At 65.0% G+C, this 20051-nt stretch carries 19 protein-coding genes; 4 read left to right on the forward strand and 15 right to left on the reverse strand.

Going from position 1 to position 20051, the window contains the following annotated elements; translation table 11 throughout:
* Positions 1–3: 3 nt before the first annotated feature.
* Together LH128_RS17280 and LH128_RS17285 are read right to left on the reverse strand one after the other, a co-directional pair.
* Positions 4–963, reverse strand: coding sequence for a cytochrome-c peroxidase (locus LH128_RS17280; RefSeq protein WP_008830956.1), 960 nt, complete (start codon positions 961–963; stop codon positions 4–6).
* Positions 960–1505: a hypothetical protein gene (locus tag LH128_RS17285; RefSeq protein WP_036523320.1), complete on the reverse strand. Its 546-nt coding sequence runs from the start codon at positions 1503–1505 to the stop codon at positions 960–962. The genes LH128_RS17280 and LH128_RS17285 overlap by 4 nt, the downstream gene beginning before the upstream one ends.
* A gap of 125 nt (positions 1506–1630) precedes the next feature.
* On the opposite strand from LH128_RS17285, the gene LH128_RS17290 reads away from it, so the two are divergent.
* Positions 1631–3664 carry a TonB-dependent receptor plug domain-containing protein gene (locus tag LH128_RS17290; protein ID WP_008830958.1) on the forward strand — a complete coding sequence of 678 codons (2034 nt, stop codon included), beginning with the start codon at positions 1631–1633 and terminating at the stop codon, positions 3662–3664.
* On the opposite strand, the gene LH128_RS17295 is transcribed toward LH128_RS17290, so the two are convergent.
* From LH128_RS17295 to LH128_RS17320, 6 genes are all read right to left on the reverse strand, one after another.
* Positions 3661–4134 (reverse strand): JAB domain-containing protein, encoded by a 474-nt coding sequence (locus LH128_RS17295; protein ID WP_008830959.1) that lies wholly within the window; start codon positions 4132–4134, stop codon positions 3661–3663. The two genes, LH128_RS17290 and LH128_RS17295, sit on opposite strands and share 4 nt — an antisense overlap.
* Positions 4135–4196: 62 nt before the next feature.
* Positions 4197–4727: a hypothetical protein gene (locus tag LH128_RS17300; protein ID WP_008830960.1), complete on the reverse strand. Its 531-nt coding sequence runs from the start codon at positions 4725–4727 to the stop codon at positions 4197–4199.
* Positions 4728–4763: 36 nt separating this feature from the next.
* Positions 4764–5102 carry a hypothetical protein gene (locus LH128_RS17305; protein WP_008830961.1) on the reverse strand — a complete coding sequence of 113 codons (339 nt, stop codon included), beginning with the start codon at positions 5100–5102 and terminating at the stop codon, positions 4764–4766.
* 84 nt (positions 5103–5186) lie between these two features.
* Positions 5187–5705 carry a helix-turn-helix transcriptional regulator gene (locus LH128_RS17310; protein WP_008830962.1) on the reverse strand — a complete coding sequence of 173 codons (519 nt, stop codon included), beginning with the start codon at positions 5703–5705 and terminating at the stop codon, positions 5187–5189.
* A gap of 226 nt (positions 5706–5931) precedes the next feature.
* Positions 5932–7734: a translation elongation factor 4 gene (lepA, locus tag LH128_RS17315; RefSeq protein ID WP_008830963.1), complete on the reverse strand. Its 1803-nt coding sequence runs from the start codon at positions 7732–7734 to the stop codon at positions 5932–5934.
* A 77-nt stretch (positions 7735–7811) separates the two neighbouring features.
* Positions 7812–10535, reverse strand: a complete 2724-nt coding sequence (locus LH128_RS17320; RefSeq protein ID WP_155986142.1) for an EAL domain-containing protein — start codon at positions 10533–10535, stop codon at positions 7812–7814.
* Positions 10536–10705: 170 nt separating this feature from the next.
* On the opposite strand from LH128_RS17320, the gene LH128_RS17325 reads away from it, so the two are divergent.
* Positions 10706–12010 (forward strand): FAD-dependent oxidoreductase, encoded by a 1305-nt coding sequence (locus LH128_RS17325; RefSeq protein ID WP_008830965.1) that lies wholly within the window; start codon positions 10706–10708, stop codon positions 12008–12010.
* A gap of 70 nt (positions 12011–12080) precedes the next feature.
* Here the strand turns inward: LH128_RS17325 and dnaN are convergent, their stop codons facing one another.
* From dnaN to LH128_RS17355, 6 genes are all read right to left on the reverse strand, one after another.
* Positions 12081–13199: a DNA polymerase III subunit beta gene (dnaN, locus tag LH128_RS17330; protein ID WP_008830966.1), complete on the reverse strand. Its 1119-nt coding sequence runs from the start codon at positions 13197–13199 to the stop codon at positions 12081–12083.
* A 139-nt stretch (positions 13200–13338) separates the two neighbouring features.
* A complete protein-coding gene (locus LH128_RS17335) occupies positions 13339–13767 on the reverse strand; it encodes a hypothetical protein (protein WP_236727274.1) in 429 nt (142 codons plus the stop codon).
* A gap of 79 nt (positions 13768–13846) precedes the next feature.
* Entirely contained in the window at positions 13847–14611 is a 765-nt protein-coding gene (gene fabG / locus LH128_RS17340; protein WP_008830968.1) for a 3-oxoacyl-[acyl-carrier-protein] reductase, read from the reverse strand.
* An 83-nt stretch (positions 14612–14694) separates the two neighbouring features.
* A complete protein-coding gene (gene fabD, locus LH128_RS17345) occupies positions 14695–15630 on the reverse strand; it encodes an ACP S-malonyltransferase (protein ID WP_008830969.1) in 936 nt (311 codons plus the stop codon).
* A gap of 117 nt (positions 15631–15747) precedes the next feature.
* Entirely contained in the window at positions 15748–16275 is a 528-nt protein-coding gene (locus LH128_RS17350; protein WP_008830970.1) for a VOC family protein, read from the reverse strand.
* 42 nt (positions 16276–16317) lie between these two features.
* On the reverse strand, positions 16318–17127 hold the full coding sequence (locus LH128_RS17355) for an LD-carboxypeptidase (protein ID WP_008830971.1): 810 nt from the start codon (positions 17125–17127) through the stop codon (positions 16318–16320).
* Positions 17128–17185: 58 nt separating this feature from the next.
* On the opposite strand from LH128_RS17355, the gene LH128_RS17360 reads away from it, so the two are divergent.
* Entirely contained in the window at positions 17186–18610 is a 1425-nt protein-coding gene (locus LH128_RS17360) for a glutamate ligase domain-containing protein (RefSeq protein ID WP_008830972.1), read from the forward strand.
* 138 nt (positions 18611–18748) lie between these two features.
* On the opposite strand, the gene LH128_RS17365 is transcribed toward LH128_RS17360, so the two are convergent.
* A complete protein-coding gene (locus LH128_RS17365) occupies positions 18749–19693 on the reverse strand; it encodes a DUF808 domain-containing protein (protein ID WP_008830973.1) in 945 nt (314 codons plus the stop codon).
* A gap of 173 nt (positions 19694–19866) precedes the next feature.
* On the opposite strand from LH128_RS17365, the gene LH128_RS17370 reads away from it, so the two are divergent.
* On the forward strand, positions 19867–20051 hold a 185-nt coding region (locus LH128_RS17370; protein ID WP_008830974.1), incomplete at its 3' end, for a flagellin N-terminal helical domain-containing protein.

Raw genomic sequence — 20051 nt, forward strand, 5'->3', positions numbered from 1 at the left:
CGATCAGGACGCCTCACAAGCCTTGCCCGGCCGGGTGTAGCGCGGGTCGGCGCCCACCGCTGTGTCAGTCAGGGCATTGAGGAACGCTTCGATGTCCGTCGTCTCCACGGGTGACAGCGTCGTGCCATGGCGCGCGATGGCTTCGGTCATGGTGTCCGCGCTGCCGTCATGGAGATAGGGCGCGGTCAGAGCGACATTGCGCAGCGAGGGCGTGCGGAACTTCCCGCGATCCTCCACCCGGCCAGTGGCACGCGCAAGGCCGAAGTCGCCGTTCGAAGGATCTGCCGGCGCTCCCGGCAACCGATGGAAGGCAAGGTCGGTGAACTCGCGGCCCGAGTGGCACCCGGCGCACTCGCCTTTCCCGCGAAACAGCGCCTCTCCGCGCGCGGCTGCTTCGTTCAGCACCGGACCTCCTGCGGCAGCATGGTCCCAGTCGGTCTCGTGGCTGACGATCGTGCGCTGAAACGCTGCCAGCGCGGCCGATACCGAGGTAAAGTCAATCCGCCCGCGCGTCACCGGGAAGGCAGCCTTGAACAGCTTGCGATAGCAGGGACTGGCCGAGAGGCGGCGCGTCAGTTCGGCTTCCTGCCCCTTCATGCCCATTTCGACCGGGTCTTCGCCGGCAATCGGCACCAGCGCCTGCTGCTCGAGCGTGGCCAGCGAGGGATTGCCCCAGGTCAGCGGCGAAAAGCTGCCGACGTTCACCAGCGACGGCACGTTGCGCAGGCCCGGCTCGCCATGCGCGCCCGGGTGCGCGCGCACGCCGTCGGCAAAGCTGTGGCGCGGATCGTGGCACGTCGCGCAAGACAGCGTGCCGTTGATCGAGAGATCGCCATCATGGAACAGCCGCCGTCCGAGCGCGACTTGCGCATCGAGATTGCCCCGGCCGTCGCGCGCTATCCCTGCCCCGGCCGCAAGGACGAGGCTCGACAGCAGCAGCGCCCAGCCCCCTGTATGCCTCATCGGACGGGAGCGACCATCACCGTAAGCACCTGTTCGCCATTGGCCGCGATCTGCAGCAGATGGCGACCAGCCGGAAGATCGTACTCGACCATCTTGGCGATGCCCGAGCAATCCGGCCCATGACCATGCGCTACCGATGGCACCGCCTTGCCCTCGACGATCACATCGACCCATGAACGCCCGCTCTGCGCCACGCGGTAGCGACCGGCAGCAGCGACGTCGAACGCAAAGAGCCCGCCAAAACTGACAGAACCGCCCGGCTTTCCGGGCTCGATCACGTACGTGACCTTCGGCGTCGGCGCGAGCGCGGCATCGGCAGCTACGCCCTGCTCCAGCAGGGCCTTGGCCGCGCCGCTTGCCTTGATCGCCGCCTTCAACGGCCGATGCGCTGCACTCCATCCCGCAAGATCGGCCGGAACGGCAGCAGGCGCGGCGCAGGCGGCATGATCGTGGTCCGTCATCGCCCCGGGCATCGGCTCGGCCGCCTGCGCGGAACCTGTCGCCGCGATCGCAAGAAGAAGTGCGCCGAAGGTGCGTGTCATGATCATGGCTCCGTGCCCATTCTATGTTTCATGGAATATATTTGTGTACTGCCCGATGTAATTATGTACGGCGGGATACAGATTCGTTCCAAGCGCGAATCTTCAGAAGGTTCAAGGGGGATAATATGAAGTATGCGATCACCGCGGCGCTCGCCGCGTCGCTGGTCTGCGTGGCAGCGCCCGCATTCGCCGCTGATGACACCGACAATACTTTCGGTCTCGGCCAGATCGTCGTCACCGCGCCGCGCACGGGGAACGGCGACATTACCGCCTCCACCGTCAATGCCGAGGCGATCTACGATTTCTCGCGCGATACTCTGGATGAAGCGGTCAAGCTGATCCCCGGCGTCACCTCGGGCCTCTCGGGCAATTCGCGCAATGAGCGGCTGATCTACGTGCGCGGCTTCGACCGTTACCAGGTGCCGTTGTCGATCGACGGCATCCGCGTCTACCTGCCCGCCGACGGACGCCTCGACTATGGCCGCTTCCTGACGCCCGACGTCGCCGAGATCCAGGTCGCCAAGGGTTATGTCTCGGTGCTCAACGGTCCGGGCGCGATGGGCGGCGCGGTCAACCTCGTCACCCGCAAGCCGCAGAAGGAATTCGACGCCGAGGCGCGCTTCAGCCTGAACCTCGACAACGACGTGGACTATGCGGGCTACACCGGCTTCGTCTCGCTCGGCACGCGGCAGGAGAAGTGGTACGCGCAGGCCAGCTACGCGCGCAACTTCACCGATCACTGGGACCTTTCGAACAAGTTCGATGCCACCCACAACGAAGACGGCGGCGAACGTGACCTGTCCCGCTCGGAAGACTGGCGCGTAAACGCCAAGATCGGCTTCACCCCCAACGCCACCGATGAATACGCGATCAGCTTTACGCGGCAGGAGGGCGAGAAGCTCGCACCTCTCCACGTCTCCGACCTGACCGGTCTGCGTTACTGGACCTGGCCATACTGGAACCTGCAGAACGTCTACTTCCTCTCGACCACGCAACTGGGCGAGATCGCGACGCTGCGCACGCGCGCCTATTACAACACCTTCAAGAACAGCCTCGACAGCTTCGACAATGCCAATCTGAACACCCAGACGCGCGGCAGTTCGTTCAACAGCGCCTATAGCGACCGCGCCTACGGCGGCTCCACCCAACTAGACCTCAACCCCAGCGAGGCCGAACGGCTCAGTGTCTCGTTCCATTACCGCAACGACCGCCACCGCGAAATCCAGCAGGGCTTCCCCTCCGGCATATGGGAACCCTGGCAGACCACGATCGAAGAAACCTACAGCGCCGCGATCGAGAACGGCTACAAACTGACGCCGCAGTTGGAACTGGTCGTGGGTGCCAGCTACGACTGGCGCGACCTGCGCCGCGCCGAAGACTACACCTCGGGCGCTTTCGTCTACTACGACCTGCGCAACGGCGATGCGTGGAATGCACAAGGGCAACTGCTCTGGACGCCCGATGAGGCGACCACCGTGCACCTGTCGGTCTCCTCGCGTGCGCGCTTCCCGACCATCTTCGAGCGCTTCAGCACCCGCTTCGGCGGCGCCACCTCCAACCCCGACCTCAAGGCCGAACGCGCCACGCAAGTCGAACTGGGCGGCACACGCCAGTTCGGAGCGTTGCGCATCGAAGCTTCGGGCTGGTACGCCAAGGTCGATGACGCGATCGTCTCGTTCCCGTTCATCTACCAGGGCCAGTCCACCGCGCAGAGCCGCAACGTCGGCTCGGGCGATTACTACGGCGCCGACATCTCCGCGACCGCGCAGATCGCCGAGACGCTGCGTGTCGGCGCCAACTACGGCTGGGTGCATCGCAAGCTGAACGACCCCACGCTGTCGCGGATCGCCTCGTTCCACATCACCGGCGTGCCCGAACATTCGGGCTTCGTCTGGGCCGAGTGGTCGCCTATTCCGGCGCTGCGCATCCTGCCGAGCCTCGACGTCGCGTCGAAGCGCTGGACCGTAAACACCGCGGGAACGCGCTACTACCAGACCGGCAATTATGCACTGGCCAACCTGCGCGTGGACTTCGACGTGACCGAATGGGCCACCCTGGGCCTCGGCGGACGCAACCTGTTCGACGAGAACTACACCACCGTCGATGGCTACCCCGAGCAGGGACGCACCCTCTTCGTCAGCCTGCGCCTGAAGAACTAGAAAATCCCCATGGTCCTCATGCTGGCAACCGCATTGCCAGCAACGATGCAATGGTCGTCGAGCCGTATCTCCAGTGGCTCGACGATTTGCCTGAACCTGGCGGTGGCGGCGATGTCGTCAGCGCTGGGACGGGCTGCTCCAGACGGGTGATTATGCGCCAGTACGATGCGCCTGGCGTCAAGATCGAAGGCGCGGCGGACCGTCCGGCGCAGCGGGATCAGGCACTCTGTCCGTCTGCCGCCGGTGTAGAGGTCTTCGGCGATGTAGATGCCCTCGCCATTAAAATAGAAGACCTGCACGCACTCCTCGCGCCGGCAACCCAGTCGATTGACGAGGTAGCGCCTGAACTCGGCTGATCCGGTATCCAGTGGCAAGCCGCGCATCGCCTCGCGGGAAGCCGCTTCGGCAAGACGGCGGGCCGCCACGATCGCATCGGCGAGCCAGGCACTGGACGGGCCATCGTCGCCCATGGCCTGCCGCAGGGATTCGAGCGATGCGGAATAGATCGTACGCAGCGACCCGAAATGCCCGATCAGGCGCCCGGCAATATCCTCGCCGGCGTCTCCAGCGTAGGGAGCGAGGAGCGCCGCCAGGATGGATACTTGCCCAGCCTCGTGCGCCGCGACATGTGACATACCACGCCCAGCAGCATCGCCACGAACTGGATGTAGGAGGGCGTCACCGCCATGGCGTCGTAAGCGAAGGTGTTGATCTCCTCCAGCGCCAAACGGTAGAAATGCCCGAACATCGCTATGATCTGCGCACCAGCTATCCATAACGGATATATCCGGTTGGCATGAAGCGCGACGACGTACATGCCCGCCATCGCCAGCGCATCGATGCACAAGTGCCCGACGTTGGCATGACGCCAGATGATCGAGCCGCCAATCGCAAGGTGATGCAGCTTGTCGATTGCCCCCATGCCGAAGAGCGCCCCCGAAAGGACGCACTCCGGCGCAGGCATCCTGCGCGCCAGGCAGTAGAGGAAGAGCAGCGCATAGACGGCAAGCTGAATCTTGTCCTTGTGAAACCACAGGATTTCCAGCCAGGAATGCTCAGGCATGTCGCCTCCGCATTCCCGGCCGGACGGCATGGGATATCAGGCGCTGCGGAGCATCGGCTCTGCCACGGCGAGGCCGCTTTCCTTCGGGCAGGTGCCTGCGTCGTCCGTGATCGCCTTCACTTCGAGACCGACACCGCGCAGTTCCTGATGGACGCGGATCATGTCGTTCTGGCTTTCGATCAGCGTACGCTGAGCCTTGGCGAGGCGCATCAGTGCGGTCTGGCCAGTGAAGGTCTCCACCCCGTCCGCCTGACGGGCCAGCAGCATCGATTCCATCAGCCGCGCAGAAGCGAGAAGCGCGGAGTCGAGCGAAAGTTCGGCCTCGGGAAGCTGGCGGGCGATCCGGGCGGTAGCGGCAGCAATGGTCATCGACATGGCAATATTCCCCCTGACGCGGGACCGGCTCGGCGGACGCGCCACAAACACAGGTTTGGGGAGGCTGGAACAAGGCCGTTCCGATCAGATCAGATCGGCCAGCGCACGAACGACGCCAAGACCCACCATCGCCACCAGAAGCATACCCCCGGCGATGGCGACCATGGCGGCTGTCCGGCTTAGCCCGGCATTTGCCCCATCGAGCACCTCCGGGACGATCTGGCCGTAAGTCTCGCGCTGCCAGGGCGCCGTGACCGTGTAGGTCATGGCATCCGAGAGAGCGAGGCTTGCCGCCGGTTCGTCCTGAGCCCTGACTGATGCATCGGGCAGCACTTCCGGAACCTGAGGAATCTTATCTGGTATTGGATTACAGGGTGCGTCCTGATCCAGCAGATATTGCCTGTAGGTCCGCGCCAGTTCGGCGCGCGGCGGAGAGCCGGCTCGGATACGCACGCCCTCGATCCGCTGGTTCACGGCGCTTTCGGAGATGCCCAGTTCCCAGGCGATTTCCTTGCTGGTCCGATTTTCGGATACGAATCGCAGCACTTCATGCTGCTTGGGGGTCAGTCCGGGGAAGACATGCTGAAGCCCTGCGCCCTGCACGCGATTCGCTCCATGCTCGTTGAGATTTCTGTCCGCCATACTTTGCCAGCGACCCACCCGGCTCCGCCTTAAAACTAACCAACGATACTACGCAGCCGCAATCATAAACATAGTTAGTCAATATTTTACCATAAAAACATCGGGTTCCGAGGTAACAACGCGAAAAGGCCCGGCAACCGCCGGTGCGGTTGCCGGGCCTTTTCGCGGCCTCTCCGTCAAGTGGAGCTTATTCCTCTCCCATGCGCAGCGCGGCAATGAAGGCTTCCTGCGGAATCTGGACGTTGCCATATTCGCGCATGCGCTTCTTGCCTTCCTTCTGCTTGTCGAGGAGCTTCTTCTTGCGGCTGATGTCGCCGCCATAGCACTTGGCCGTAACGTCCTTGCGCATGGCGCTGATCGTCTCGCGCGCGATGACCTTGGCGCCGATCGCGGCCTGGATCGGCACCTTGAACATATGACGGGGGATCAGTTCCTTCAGCCTCTCGACCAGCGCGCGCCCGCGCGGCTCGGCCTGACTGCGGTGAACGATCATCGACAGCGCATCGACCGGCTCGTTGTTGACGAGGATGTTCATCATCACGAGGTCACCCTCCTGAAGCCCGGTCTGCTCGTAGTCGAAGCTGGCGTAGCCGCGGCTGATCGACTTGAGGCGGTCGTAGAAGTCGAACACCACTTCGTTCAGCGGCAAGTCGTAGGTCACCTGCGCACGGCCGCCGACGTAGGTGAGGTCCTTCTGGATGCCGCGGCGATCCTGGCACAGCTTGAGGATCGAGCCGAGGTATTCGTCAGGCGTGTAGATCACCGCCTTGATCCACGGCTCCTCCATGAAGTCGATCTTCACGGGATCGGGCATGTCGGAGGGGTTGTGCAGTTCCTTGATCGAACCGTCGGTCATCGTCAGGCGATAGACCACGGAAGGCGCCGTGGTGATCAGGTCGAGGTCGTACTCACGGCTCAGGCGCTCCTGGATGATCTCCAGGTGCAGCAGGCCAAGGAACCCGCAGCGGAAGCCGAAGCCCAGCGCCGCGCTCGATTCCATCTCGAAGGAGAACGAAGCGTCGTTGAGGCGCAGCTTGCCGATCGATTCGCGCAGCTTCTCGAAGTCGTTGGCATCGACCGGGAACAGGCCGCAGAACACCACGGGCTGCACTTCCTTGTAGCCCGGCAGCGCCTGCGTAGCGCCGCCCTTCACCGTGGTGATGGTGTCGCCGACCTTGGCCTGTTCGACTTCCTTGATCTGCGCGGTGATGAAGCCGATCTCGCCGGGGCCGAGTTCGGGCAGGTCGATGCGCTTGGGGGTGAAACAGCCGACGCGATCGACGAGGTGGTCGGTGCCGCCCTGCATGAACTTGACGGGCAAGCTCTTCTTGATGACACCGTCGATGACGCGCACCAGAATGACGACGCCGAGGTACGGATCGTACCACGAGTCGACCAGCATCGCCTTCAGCGGCTTGTCGCGCTCGCCCTTGGGCGGCGGGATCTTCTTGACGACGGCTTCGAGCACTTCGGCGATGCCGATGCCCGACTTGGCGCTGGCCATGACCGCCTCGGAAGCGTCGATGCCGATCACTTCCTCGATCTCGTTGCGCACCTTCTCCGGCTCGGCTGCGGGCAGGTCGATCTTGTTGATGACCGGCACGATCTCGTGGTTGTGCTCGATCGACTGGTAGACGTTCGCCAGCGTCTGCGCTTCCACGCCCTGCGCGGCGTCCACCACCAGCAGTGCGCCTTCGCAGGCGGCAAGGCTGCGGCTGACTTCGTAAGCGAAATCGACGTGGCCCGGCGTGTCCATGAGGTTCAGCTCATAGGTCAGGCCATCGGAGGCGGTGTAGTTCAGGCGCACGGTCTGCGCCTTGATCGTGATGCCGCGTTCTTTCTCGATGTCCATGTTGTCGAGCACCTGCGCGCTCATCTCGCGCTCGGACAGGCCGCCGGTGGTCTGGATCAGACGGTCGGCGAGCGTCGACTTGCCGTGGTCGATATGGGCAATGATGCTGAAGTTACGGATCTGCGCGAGTTCGGTCATGGAAGCGCCGTTAGAGCATTTTACGCCGGTGTGAAATCACCTCCGGGGCGGGAAAATGCGAAAAAGTGCGCGAGGCGTCACGCTGTACGGCGTAGCGGTGCCGTCTCCGACTTCTCGCGCCTCGGCCGGACCGGCGTGAACAGGACCGCGCCATTGCCGTCGAGTTCCAGCGGCTGCCCGAACTCGAGCCCCATGCGGTCCTCCTTGCACCAGCGCGAGGTCGCCATGACGACATAGTCATCCGCCAGATGCACACCGAAGGTCGTTCCCACCGGCACGTTCCACAGGCCCTCGATCATCGCGCCGTGCTGCGAGATGTTGCGAATGGTGCCTTCGTAGCTGTGCGGTCCATGTTCCAGCGCGACCTTGCGCAGCATCGTCTGCCGCGTCGCGCGGGCCGAACGCGGGCCTTTCGCCACGGCTACGAGGCCGTCGGCCAATTGCGCCAGAACGCTCTGTGCATTGAGTGGTCGCTCGTAGATGTAGCCCTGCACGTGACTGCAGCCCAGCATGCGCACGAGGTCCAGTTCGTCCAGCGTTTCGACGCCTTCCGCAGTCGTCTCCATGCCGAGCGCCTCGGCAAGGTTGACGATCGAGGAGATGATCGCCCCGTTGCGGCTGCCCTGGATGGTGGCGCCCCGCACGAAGCTCTGGTCGATCTTGATCTTGTCGAACGGCGCCTTCTTCAGATAGCCGAGCGAGGAATAGCCCGTCCCGAAGTCGTCGAGCGCCAGCCGCACGCCGAGGTTCTTGAGCGCGGAGAACATTGCCTCGGTGGTCCTGTCGTCGCCGAGGAACACGCTCTCGGTGATCTCCAATTCCAGGCGCCCGGGCGAGACGCCTGCAGCGGCGATCGCGCTGGTGACGATGGCCGGCAGTGCGGGGTTGGCGAACTGCAGCGGCGAGACGTTGACCGCGACGCGCACCTCTTCCGGCCACTTTGCAAGATCGGCGCAGGCGGTGCGCAAGGCCCACTCGCCGATCTGCGCGACGAGGCCGGTCTCCTCGGCCACCGGCACGAACTTGGCCGGCGAGATATAGCCGTGCACCGGATGGTTCCAGCGCAGCAGCGCCTCGAAACCGGTGATCTTCTCGCTCGTGGTGCGCACTTGCGGCTGATAATGCAGTTCGAGAGACCCGCTGGCGATGGCGTCGCGCAAGTCCTGCTCAAGCTGTTGGCGCTCCTTGGCGTCGGAGTGCAGGTCCTCATCGTAGAAGTGATGCCGCCCGCGTCCGCCGCCCTTGGCCGCGTAAAGCGCGAGGTCCGCGTTGCGGATGAGTGCATCCGAGGTCATGCCGTCATCGGGGCACAGTGCGATGCCGACCGAGGCGCCGATGGTCACCCGCGCACCTTCGATGGTGTAGGGCTGCGACAGGTTCTCGATAATGCGGCGCGCCAGATGAGCCAGACCCTCGCGGTTCTGCGCGCCGTGGAGGATCACCTGGAACTCGTCGCCACCGAGGCGCCCGACGCGGCCGCGATCGCCCACGGTATTGCTCAGTCGTTCGGCGACCTGCTTGAGCAAGGCGTCGCCCGCCGGGTGCCCCATGGTGTCGTTGACCGCCTTGAAGCGGTCGAGGTCGAGCAGGAATACCGCACAGGCGCGGGTCTCTATGCGCGGGCTGGTCAGGATCTTCTCCAGCCACTCCGACATCTGGAAGCGGTTGGCCAGCTTGGTGAGCGAATCGAACCGGGCTAGCTGCGTGACGTGTGCCTGCGAGCGACGCTTTTCGGTCAGATCCGTGCCCGACCCACGGAAGCCCATGAAATTGTTGAACTGGTCGAGCACGGGGCGACCGGAGATCGACCACCAGCGCTCGTCCTTCTCGCCCGTCGCAGCACGCACGCCCAGGTCCTGGAACGAGGAGCGCGTGTTGAGATGGAACACCAGTGTGCGCTCCCCCTCCTGCCCCGCAGCCTCCAGCATGAACATGCCGGTGAAGGGCTTGCCCTCCATCTCGGACACGGTGCTGCCCAACAAGGCGGCGATGCTCCGTGTCACATACGTGATCTTGCCCTGACGGTCGGTCTCCCAGAACCAGCCCTGCCCAGTCTGCTCGTACTCATGAAGCAATTGTTCGGCGCGACGCTGCTCGCGCTCGCGCTCTGCATGGCGATTCGATTGCGACGACGCGGTACGCGCCTGCCGGATCGCCATGAGCAGGCCGATCACCGTGCCTACCGTCAGCAGTGTGAACGAGGCCATCGAGCCAGCGTGGAGCGAGCCGCCACCCCATAGCCCGATCGTCGCAGCAATGATCGAAGTCAGTCGATTCTCCAGCAACGCCGTCGCCATCAGCACGACGATGACGAAGATGTTGACCGTCACCTCCCAGCCAAGGTGCGGGTGCAGGTTCGTCCAGCGCGCCGCTCCGAAGCCGAACAGCATCATCGGCAGCAGGATCGCGACGAACAGCAGCGGATAGCGCTGCCATCCATTGTGAACCACCCTGCGCTCCATGCGCGCATAGATCGAAGCAGGCAGGCACAGCGCCATGCCGAGGGCCATGCACAGGCCTGCCACCATGTCCGGCAACGTCCCGGATATAAGGCCCATCAGTAGCGCACTGACAAGCAGCGCCGGCCCCATCAGGACCCAGCGGCGACACGTGAAATAATGGAGGCAGTCTCCGGCATCGGGCCGCCCGCTCCATCGGGCGAACCCCGCGAAGGGGGAGGACGCAGCGGGTGCGGCATTTCCGTGCGAATCGTTCTTCGCCTCCTGCGCTGCGGGCAGAAGCCCTCGCTCGGCGCCCGAATGCGCCGCCTGTCGTTCGCCACGCAGACCCGGTTTCTTCATGCCCGCAACCATGCCTTTGCCGCCGTTGCGAAACCGTTAAGCGACGCGACCGCAATCGATCGGGCAACGATCCGGAATCCGAAGCATTTCACTTGATACCGCTTCGTCGCCGTGCTTGCTTCCATTCAACCGGCCGGCAACGAAGTCGGCCAGATACGGGAGACATAGCCATGCGGCACATCGCCATCGTCGGATCCGGCCCGGCGGGCTACTACACCGCCGAAGCCGCACTCAAGCAGTGGGGCGATGAGGTGCACGTCGATATATTCGACACTTTGCCCGTGCCCTTCGGTCTGATCCGCACCGGCGTCGCGCCCGACCATCAATCGATCAAGGCGGTCGCCCGTCGCTATGAAAACACGGCGCTCACCCGCAACGTCCGATTCGTCGGCAACGTGATGCTGGGCCGGGACGTGACGGTCGCCGAATTGCAGGACCTTTACGACGCCGTGGTCCTGGCCACCGGCGCGCCGCACGATCGCAAGCTCGGCCTCCCCGGTGAGCAATTGCCGGGCGTCTTCGGCTCCGCCGCGTTCGTCGGCTGGTACAACGGCCATCCGCAGTTTACCGGACTCGACCCGCAACTGGACCACGACACCGCCGTCATCGTCGGCAACGGCAATGTCGCGCTCGACGTGGCGCGTATCCTCGCCAAGTCGGAAGCGGAGTTCACGGGGTCTGACATCGTCGCCCATGCCCTCGCCGCCCTGCACAATTCGGCGGTGCGGCGCATCGTGATCCTAGGGCGACGCGGACCGCATCAGATCGCGATGACGCCCAAGGAACTGGGCGAACTCGCCAAGCTGGAACGCGCGCACCCCGTAGTGGATGCCGCCGACCTGCCTCCGCTGGAAGCCGATGCGGGCCTCGATACGGGGCTTCGCAAATCCCTCGGTCTGCTGCGCGCCTTCGCGACCAACCAGAACCCGCGCGCCGATGACGTCACGGTCGAATTCGACTTCTTCGCCGCGCCCAAGGCCATCCTCGGCGACACCCATGTCGAAGCGGTGGAAGTGGAACGCACCCGCCTGGAGAACGGCAAGGCCATCGGCACGGGAGAAACCTATCGCATCCCTGCCGGGATCGTCGTAGCCTGCATCGGCTATCAGACTTCGCCGATCCCCGACGTGCCCTATGACGAGCAGGGCGGCCGTTTCGCCAACATCGAAGGCCGCATCGCCCCCGGTCTCTACTGCGTGGGCTGGGCAAGGCGCGGGCCGACCGGGACGATCGGCACCAACCGCCCGGACGGATTTGCCATCGTCGAGAAGATCGCGGCGGACATGAAGGGCGATTCCGGCAAACCGGGCCGCCCCGGCTTCGATGCCCTCGCGGAAGAACGCAGCATCCAGGTCGTCAAGTTCACCGACTGGCAGAAGATCGACGAAGCCGAAGTCGCCGCCGCACGCGACGGCGCTCCGCGCGAGAAGTTCGTCGAACTGGAAAAGATGATCGAGGCGACCGGACGGGCCTGAATCCTTCGCAATGACAAAGAAAAAGGGCCGGAGCTTTCGCCCCGGCCCTTTTCTTTGCCTGCCGTGAAGGTCAGACGCGCATCGGCATCAGCACATAGAGCGCGGGGCTCTTGTCGTCCTGACGGATCAGCGTCGGCGCAGCCGCGTCGGCAAGGTGGAGTTCCACCGTGTCGCCGTCGATCTGGCCGAGGATGTCCTTGAGGTAATTGGCGTTGAAGCCAATCTCGAAGCCTTCAGCGGCGTACTGCGCGGGCACTTCCTCGGCTGCCGTGCCATTGTCGGGCGAGGTGACCGACAGGGTGATCCGGTCGCTGTCCAACGCCATCTTCACCGCGCGGGTCTTCTCGGTGGCGATGGTCGCCACGCGGTCCACACCCTGGAAGAAGCTCTTGGGATCGACCTTGAGCAGCTTGTCGTTACCGGTCGGGATGACGCGGGTGTAGTCCGGGAACGTGCCGTCGATCAGCTTGCTGGTCAGCACCACACCGTGTTCGCCGCCCAGCGTGAAGCGGATTTTGCTGGCCGACAGGTCGACGAGGACGTTGGTGTCCAGCGCTTCTTCGAGCAGCTTGCGCAGTTCGCCTACGCATTTGCGCGGCACGATCACGTCGGGCATGCCTTCCGAGCCGTCCGGACGGGCGATGGTGAAGCGCGCCAGACGGTGACCGTCAGTGGCGGCGGCCTTCAGCTCCTCGTCGCTGACGTGCAGGAAGATACCGTTGAGGTAGTAGCGCGTCTCTTCGGTCGAGATCGCGAAGCGGGTGCGGTCGATCAACTGTGCCAACGTCGCGGCGGGCACCTCGAAGCTGGTCGGCAGTTCGCCTTCCGCGATCATCGGGAAGTCGTCGCGCGGCAGCGTCGGCAGCTGGAAGCGGCTGCGACCGGCCTTCACGACCATGCGGTTGTCCGCCGAATCGAGGCTGACTTGGCTGCCCTCGGGCAGCTTGCGCGCGATGTCGAACAGCAGATGCGCCGAGACGGTGATCGCACCGGCCTGCTCCACCGAAACCGCGCTCAGCGTTTCCACGACCTGCAGGTCGAGGTCGGTCGCCATGATCTTGAGCGCACCGCCGGCGGCGGCCTCGATCAGCACGTTCGAGAGGATCGGAATGGTATTGCGGCGCTCGACGACCGACTGCACGTGGGAAAGGCAGCGCAGCAGCGTGGAACGTTCGATAGTGGCCTTCATGACAGCCTCAAGTCCCCCTTGGTCGGGCACGGGATAAGGATATCCCTTAAATTCGGACGACTATCTCTAACGGGAGTCCGGAGCGCGGCAAGCCGGATGTGGGCGGAAAACCGCGAATCTGGGGATAAATCAAGGGTTCTTATGGAGAACTTGGCGTGGCGGAGCGTTCCACGTCCTTCCAGTCGAGCACCTGCACGCCGCCATGGCCGTCGAGCCGAAAGTAGACCGAGCCATAACTGGAGCCGGGACTCAGCGTACTTGCACTGTAGATGACGTTGGCAAGCAAGGGTTTGGGCGACACATGTGGCCATACCGCTCCATTCTGGCCACGATAGCGCCCGCCCTTGAGAACTTGACCGTAGAACACCGGATAGGCGTTCTCGCAGGAATCGCGCCAGTCGAACCAGTAGGTTCCGGACGTGACTCGATCTTCATCATCGCCGACCTCTGGATTCGCAGAAGGTCCGCTCTGTGCTCGGACATCGATCGAATAGAAGCAATCAGCGCGCGACCACCAGCCGCCCAAGGCGTCGAAGGCCAGCCGCCCGCCGATCATCCGGGCCGTCATCTCATGCTCTGACGAGCACGATCCCAACGCCGCGAGCAAAGCCGCAAGCGCCGGAAACCGTGCCCACCGTTGCATCAGATCACACCATCACCATGCCGCCGTTGACGTGCAGGGTCTGGCCGGTGACGTAGCCCGCTTCCTTGCTGGCAAGGTACACGGCGGCTGCGGCGATCTCGTCGCCCTCGCCCATGCGGCCGATCGGGATGCGGGCGTTGAGCGCGTCCTTCTGCGCGTCGGGCAGCACGTCGGTCATCGGCGTGCGGATGAAGCCCGGTGCGATGCAGTTCACCGTCACGCCGCGGCTGGCGATTTCCTGCGCGAGGCTCTTGGACATGGCGGTGATGCCGCCCTTGGCCGCGCAGTAGTTCATCTGGCCGGGGTTGCCGGTGGTGCCGACCACCGAGGTCACGTTGATGATGCGGCCATAGCGCGCTTTCATCATCGGCTTAGTCACGGCGCGCATCAGGCGGAAGGTCGATTCGAGGTTGATGCGGATCACCTGATCCCACTCCTCGTCCTTCATGCGCATCGCGAGGTTGTCGCGCGTGATGCCGGCGTTGTTGACGAGGATGTCGATCTTGCCCAGCGACTCGAGCGCGGCGGGCACGAGCTTCTCGACCTGCTCGGCATCGCCCAAGTTGCAGGCGATGGAGACGTGGTCGACTTCCTGCAGGTGCTGCGGGGTGTGCTCGTCGAGTTCTTCGCGGAAGGCGCGCAGCTTGTCGGCGTTCGAGCCCGAGATCGCGAGACGCGCGCCCTGCGCCGCCAGAGCGCGGGCCACGGCCGAACCGATCCCGCCGCTTGCGCCGGTCACCAGGGCAGTCATTCCGTTGAGGTTGAACATGGCAAAACTCCTAGATCGCCATCCCGGCGATGCTTAATCAGACGGCGCATGGCCCCGGGTCAAGCCCGGGGCCATGCGGAAAATCAGAGGCTCTTGGCCAGCTCCTCGATTTCAGCCATCGAGATCGCGGCCACGACGTCCACCTCGCCCGCCGAGCGCTTGATCATCGGGCCGACGACCTTGCCACCGATCTCGACGAAGCGCTCCACGCCTGCCGCATGCATCGCGATCGCGCTCTCGCGCCAGCGGACGCGGCCGGTGACCTGCTCCACGAGCAGACGCTGGACTTCGGCCGGGTCGGTCACCACCGCGGCCGTCACGTTGGCGAACAGAGCGACGCGCAGCGCGCCCGGAGGGGTCGCGGCGAGCGCCTCGGCCATGGCGTCGGCGGCGGGCTGCATTAGCGGGCAGTGGAACGGCGCCGAGACCGGCAGCGCGATGCCGCGCTTGATGCCGTGATCCTTGACCAGCGCGATGGCGCGCTCGATTGCTTCCTTGTGGCCCGAGATCACGACTTGCGTGGGGTCGTTGTCGTTGGCGACGGCGCAGACCTGACCCTCGGCCGCCGCTTCGGCGAGCGCGGTGGCCTTCTCGATGTCGGCGCCCAGCAGCGCGGCCATGGCGCCCACGCCGACCGGCACGGCGGCCTGCATCGACTGGCCGCGCAGCTTCAGCAGGCGCGCGGTGTCGGCGAGGCTGAAGGCCCCTGCAGCACAGAGCGCGGTGTACTCACCCAGCGAGTGACCGGCGACGAAGTCCGCCTTGTCGGCGAGGCTGATGCCGCCTTCCTTCTCCAGCACGCGCAGCACCGCGATGGCGTTTGCCATGATCGCAGGCTGGGCGTTCTCGGTGAGGGTGAGCTGGTCCTCAGGGCCTTCGCTCATGATGCGGAACAGGTTTTGGCCGAGAGCTTCGTCGACCTCCTGGAAGACCTCGCGCGCGACGGCGCTGGCCTGTGCGAGTTCGGCGCCCATGCCGACCTTCTGGCTACCCTGTCCGGGGAAAACGAATGCACGCATCTGCGACCGCTCCTTGGCTTGCACGGCGGGCGGGGAGCCTCTCGCCGATTGCGAATCGATTGTGGCGCGGCGGGTTATTGACCTTGGCCGCTCAGGGCAAGCCCCGAGACACGCGCGTCACCCGAAAGCGATGTCCTGGGTTGCGCCCTTCGAGAAGTCGCCCGCCTTGCGCCGCACGTATTCGTAGAACCCCTTGAGGTTGTCGGTCGGCTCGTACAATTCGAGCATGTGCCCGTAAGTCGCTATCGTATCGAGGAAAACGTAACGGAACCCGTCGGTCATCTGCGCGTCTAGCGCCAGCGTAGCCCCTCGCCCGGTGAAGTCGGCGACGGCTGCATCCAGATTATCGACGAACAAGGCGACGTGATGCAGTCCCTCCCTCCCCGAGCCTTCCGGATAGAGGTCATGAAAGGCCGAGGGGCCGGGATTGTTCTGCTGACAGAACTCGATCATCACTTCGCCCCACTGGCCGTAGGCGCTGGAGTGGTCGAGTTCTCGCTCCACCCCGCGATGGACGGCGCGGGTCAGCGCGATATGGTCGGCCACGTAGTAAGGCCCAGAGCCGAAGGCCGCGGAATGGGCCCGCGCGGCGGCGCGCACATCCGGCACGAAGTAGGCGATCTGGCGGATCGGCAAGGGCGCCATCAATCTCTCCCGTTCTGTTTGAGCTGGAGAGTGGCGTCTTCGTCAGCCGAAGGGAACTATCTTATTTGCGGCATCGTGACCGATGTCCGCCACGCCGAGGAAAGCGATCGCGTGGCGTTCGCACCAGTAGCGCGCGATCTGCTCGGCATCGGTGCCGAAGGGGCGGTCGTTCTCCGGCACGTCGCTGACGCGGCCGAGGCGAAGGCCCGCGATGCCGCCGAGATGCGCGGTCGCGTGGAAGAACAGGCGGTCGACGGCGTAGAGATATTCGGAGACTTCCTCCACCATGACCACGTGGTTGGCGAGTCCCGGCATCAGCCGCGTGCCGCCAAGCATGGCCAGCGTCATCAGGTTGAAGGCGGCGACGGCGTGGCGCTCGCCGCCAAGCGAGGGTTCGAGGCCCTGCTTGTCACCCGCGAGGTAGGCGAGCGCACGGCGCACCGCATCGACGCCACCCTCGCGGCGAATGTCCGCCAGCATCGGGCCATGGACCGGCTTGCCGATCCTCTCGCGGTAGAGCCCGCCGAGCAAGTAGCCCGCGTCAGAATAGCCGAGGTACGTCTTGCCGACCGCCGCATGACCCATCTGCTCCAGCGCGGCCTCCGCAATCCGGCACGCACCGTAGCCGCCCCGCGCGAACCACACGGCATCGACGGATGGATCGTTGGCGCACTCCAGCAGAGCACCGAGGCGTTGTTCGTCAGTTCCGGCGAAGTGCCCCTCCTGCGCGAAGCATTGCTCGTGAACGACGAGTTCCACGCCGGGGAACTCGGCAGCGGCGAGCGCGCGGACGGCCTCGGCATCCTCGCGGGTGATCGGGGTGGACGGTGCGCAGACGGCGATACGTGTCATGCCATGCATTCCTATCGAGGTTGTCACGGCGGGCAAGGCCGCATACGGCTTGCGGTCTATGACCGACCTGCCAACACCCTCCAGCGACCTCACTACTCACCCCTGGTTCTTCTGCGGCATCGGCGGCTCCGGCATGCTGCCGCTGGCGCTGATCCTCAAGGGCCACGGCGCGAGCATCGGCGGCTCGGACCGCAGCCGCGACCAGGGCCGGACGCCCGAGAAGTTCGCCTGGCTCGAATCGCTGGGCTTCGAACTGTTCCCGCAGGACGGCAGCGGCGTGATCTCGGCCGAGCAGACGCTGGTGGCCTCGGCTGCGGTGGAGGACACTGTGCCCGAAGTGGTACGGGCGACGCAGCTCGGGTGCCCCCGGATGAGCCGCGCGCAACTGCTGGCGACACTGTTCAATGCCGCGCCCTTCGGCGTGGCCATTGGCGGCACCTCGGGCAAATCGACCGTCACCGGCATGACCGGCTGGATCATGACCGCGGCAGGTCGCGATCCGACGATCATGAACGGCGCGGTGATGAAGAACTTCGTCAGCCCCGATGCGCCCTTTGCCAGTGCCCGCGTCGGACAGGGTGATGCCTTCGTGTCAGAGGTGGACGAGAGCGACGGCTCGATTGCGCTCTATCGCCCCAAGGTGGCGGTGCTGGGCAACGTCAGCCTCGATCACAAGAGCCTCGAGGAACTGCGCAAGTTGTTCGGCGACTTCCTCGCCCGCGCCGAAGTATCGGCGATCAACCTCGACGATGCGGAAACCGCCGCACTGGCCCATCGGGCCCGCTCGCTGGTGACCTTCGGGATCACTTCGCCCGAAGCCCAGATCGCCGCGATAGACGTGGTCGAGGGGCCGACTTCGCTGTCCGCCACGATCCTCGACAGGCGCGACGGCACCGAGCATGCGCTGACGCTGAAGGTGCCCGGCCGCCACAACCTCTACAATGCGCTCGCCGCGATCGCTGCCGCCAATGCCGCAGGCGTGCCGGTGGCCGAGGCGGTGGTCGCGCTCGGCAGTTTCGTAGGGCTGGCGCGGCGCTTCGACGTGGTCGGCATCTCGCCCTCGGGAATCGCGGTGATCGACGACTTCGGGCACAATCCTGACAAGGTCTCGGCGACGCTCTCGACGCTCAAGGTACATCCGGGCCGCGTCATCGCGCTCTTCCAGCCGCACGGTTATGGCCCTTTGCGCCAGATGGGCGCCGAACTGGCCGAAGTCATCGCAAGGCTGCTGGGGCCGGACGACGTGACCATCCTGTGCGCCCCGGTCTACTTCGGCGGCACTGTGGATCGCAGCGAAGGCTCGGAACGGATCGTCCGGCTGATCGAAAGCCACGGCGGCAAGGCGGAATACGTGCCCAGCCGCGCCGACTGCGGGAAGCGGATCGCCGAAATCGCGCAGGCAGGCGACCGCGTGGTCATCATGGGCGCGCGGGACGATACGCTGACGGTGTTCGCGAAGGATGTTCTGGCCGCCCTGCCCTGACGTCGTCCCGGACTCGATCCGGGATCGGTGGCGGTCTTGAGGCGAGGGCTATCGGCAGGGCGCCTCGCTTCGTTCCGGGCTGTCCACGGCCAGCGGTCCCGGATCAAGTCCGGGACGACGCCGCCTGCAAACGCCGCCTCAGTGCCCCTTGCCGCGCGCCTTGGCGACGAGGTGCACCACCACCGCTACCACCGCGCCCAGCACCAGCCCGACCACTGCCGAAGCCACAGCGTAGCCCAGCCAGCCGAACACCGGCCCCAGCGGCCCGGTCGCCCCGGCCAGCGCATGCTCGATGCCGTGCGCCATGTGTGCGGGCGCGGGCAGGCCCAGTTCCTCCAGCCCATGGAGGATAATCCCGCCGCCGACCCACAGCATCGCCACCGTGCCGACGCTGCCCAGAACCTTGAGCACGATCGGCATTGCCTTCAGCAGCCCGCGCCCCAGCGCCTGCGCGCTCGCACCCGGCTTCTTGGTCAGGTGCAGGCCGACGTCGTCCATCTTCACGATCAGCGCCACCGCGCCGTAGACGCCGATGGTGATGAGAATGCCCACCACCGCCAGTGCCACAGCGCGGGCGATGAAGCTGGAATCCTCCACTTGCGACAGCGCGATCGCCATGATCTCGGCCGAGAGGATCAGGTCGGTGCGGATCGCCCCGGCAACGCGGGTCTTCTCGAAAGTGGCGACATCGCTCACCGGATCGTCCAACGTCTCGCCGTGCTTCTCGCCGCCCAGCTTCTCCAGCACCTTCTCGGCGCCCTCGAACGCGAGGTAGAGGCCGCCCACCATCAGGATCGGGGTGATCGCCATCGGCAGGAAGGCGCTCAGCAGCAGCGCTACCGGCAGCAGGATCACCAGCTTGTTGAACAGCGAGCCCTTGGTGATCTTCCAGATGATCGGCAGTTCGCGGTCCGGCGTAAAGCCGGTGACGTAGCCCGGCGTCACCGCCGCATCGTCGATCACCACGCCCGCCGCCTTGGTCCCGGCCTTGGCCACCCCCGCCGCCACGTCGTCCATGGAGGCGGCAGCGGCACGAGCGATGACCGCAACGTCGTCAAGCAGGGCGACAAGGCCGGAAGGCATTCTATTTCCTTTTGTTTGCAAGTGCGAACGAAGCCGCTGCATGCGGGGTAATCAGTCTGCGATCAAGCGAAAGCGAAACGGACTTAAATCCTGCGCGCACCCGCCGTTCTTCTCGACATGTGAAGAGCGCTCCACTTCCGGGGCCGCTCGAAAGGCTTACCGGGGTTCAACACATGTCAGTCATCAACACCAACATCAGCGCGATCCGCGCCTCGAACGCTTCGAATTCGGCCAACAAGGCTCTCGGCACCGCGATGGAGCGCCTGTCGACCGGCAAGCGCATCAACTCGGCCAAGGACGATGCGGCGGGCCTCGCCATCTCGACCTCGATGACCTCGCAGATCCGCGGCATGAGCCA

This window comes from Sphingomonas sp. LH128 (assembly GCF_000293195.2).
GTDB classification, from domain to species: Bacteria; Pseudomonadota; Alphaproteobacteria; order Sphingomonadales; family Sphingomonadaceae; genus Novosphingobium; species Novosphingobium resinovorum_A.

Coding starts and splice junctions, on each gene's coding strand:
- LH128_RS17335 (WP_236727274.1), bottom strand. CDS start 13,767: ATGACGGCCCGGATGATCGGCGGGCGGCTGGCCTTCGACGCCTTGGGC.
- dnaN (WP_008830966.1), bottom strand. CDS start 13,199: ATGAAGGCCACTATCGAACGTTCCACGCTGCTGCGCTGCCTTTCCCAC.
- fabG (WP_008830968.1), bottom strand. CDS start 14,611: ATGTTCAACCTCAACGGAATGACTGCCCTGGTGACCGGCGCAAGCGGC.
- LH128_RS17320 (WP_155986142.1), bottom strand. CDS start 10,535: ATGAAGAAACCGGGTCTGCGTGGCGAACGACAGGCGGCGCATTCGGGC.
- fabD (WP_008830969.1), bottom strand. CDS start 15,630: ATGCGTGCATTCGTTTTCCCCGGACAGGGTAGCCAGAAGGTCGGCATG.
- LH128_RS17290 (WP_008830958.1), top strand. CDS start 1,631: ATGAAGTATGCGATCACCGCGGCGCTCGCCGCGTCGCTGGTCTGCGTG.
- LH128_RS17300 (WP_008830960.1), bottom strand. CDS start 4,727: ATGCCTGAGCATTCCTGGCTGGAAATCCTGTGGTTTCACAAGGACAAG.
- LH128_RS17350 (WP_008830970.1), bottom strand. CDS start 16,275: ATGGCGCCCTTGCCGATCCGCCAGATCGCCTACTTCGTGCCGGATGTG.
- LH128_RS17280 (WP_008830956.1), bottom strand. CDS start 963: ATGAGGCATACAGGGGGCTGGGCGCTGCTGCTGTCGAGCCTCGTCCTT.
- lepA (WP_008830963.1), bottom strand. CDS start 7,734: ATGACCGAACTCGCGCAGATCCGTAACTTCAGCATCATTGCCCATATC.
- LH128_RS17285 (WP_036523320.1), bottom strand. CDS start 1,505: ATGACACGCACCTTCGGCGCACTTCTTCTTGCGATCGCGGCGACAGGT.
- LH128_RS17305 (WP_008830961.1), bottom strand. CDS start 5,102: ATGTCGATGACCATTGCTGCCGCTACCGCCCGGATCGCCCGCCAGCTT.
- LH128_RS17365 (WP_008830973.1), bottom strand. CDS start 19,693: ATGCCTTCCGGCCTTGTCGCCCTGCTTGACGACGTTGCGGTCATCGCT.
- LH128_RS17325 (WP_008830965.1), top strand. CDS start 10,706: ATGCGGCACATCGCCATCGTCGGATCCGGCCCGGCGGGCTACTACACC.
- LH128_RS17295 (WP_008830959.1), bottom strand. CDS start 4,134: ATGGGCGACGATGGCCCGTCCAGTGCCTGGCTCGCCGATGCGATCGTG.
- LH128_RS17355 (WP_008830971.1), bottom strand. CDS start 17,127: ATGACACGTATCGCCGTCTGCGCACCGTCCACCCCGATCACCCGCGAG.
- LH128_RS17360 (WP_008830972.1), top strand. CDS start 17,186: ATGACCGACCTGCCAACACCCTCCAGCGACCTCACTACTCACCCCTGG.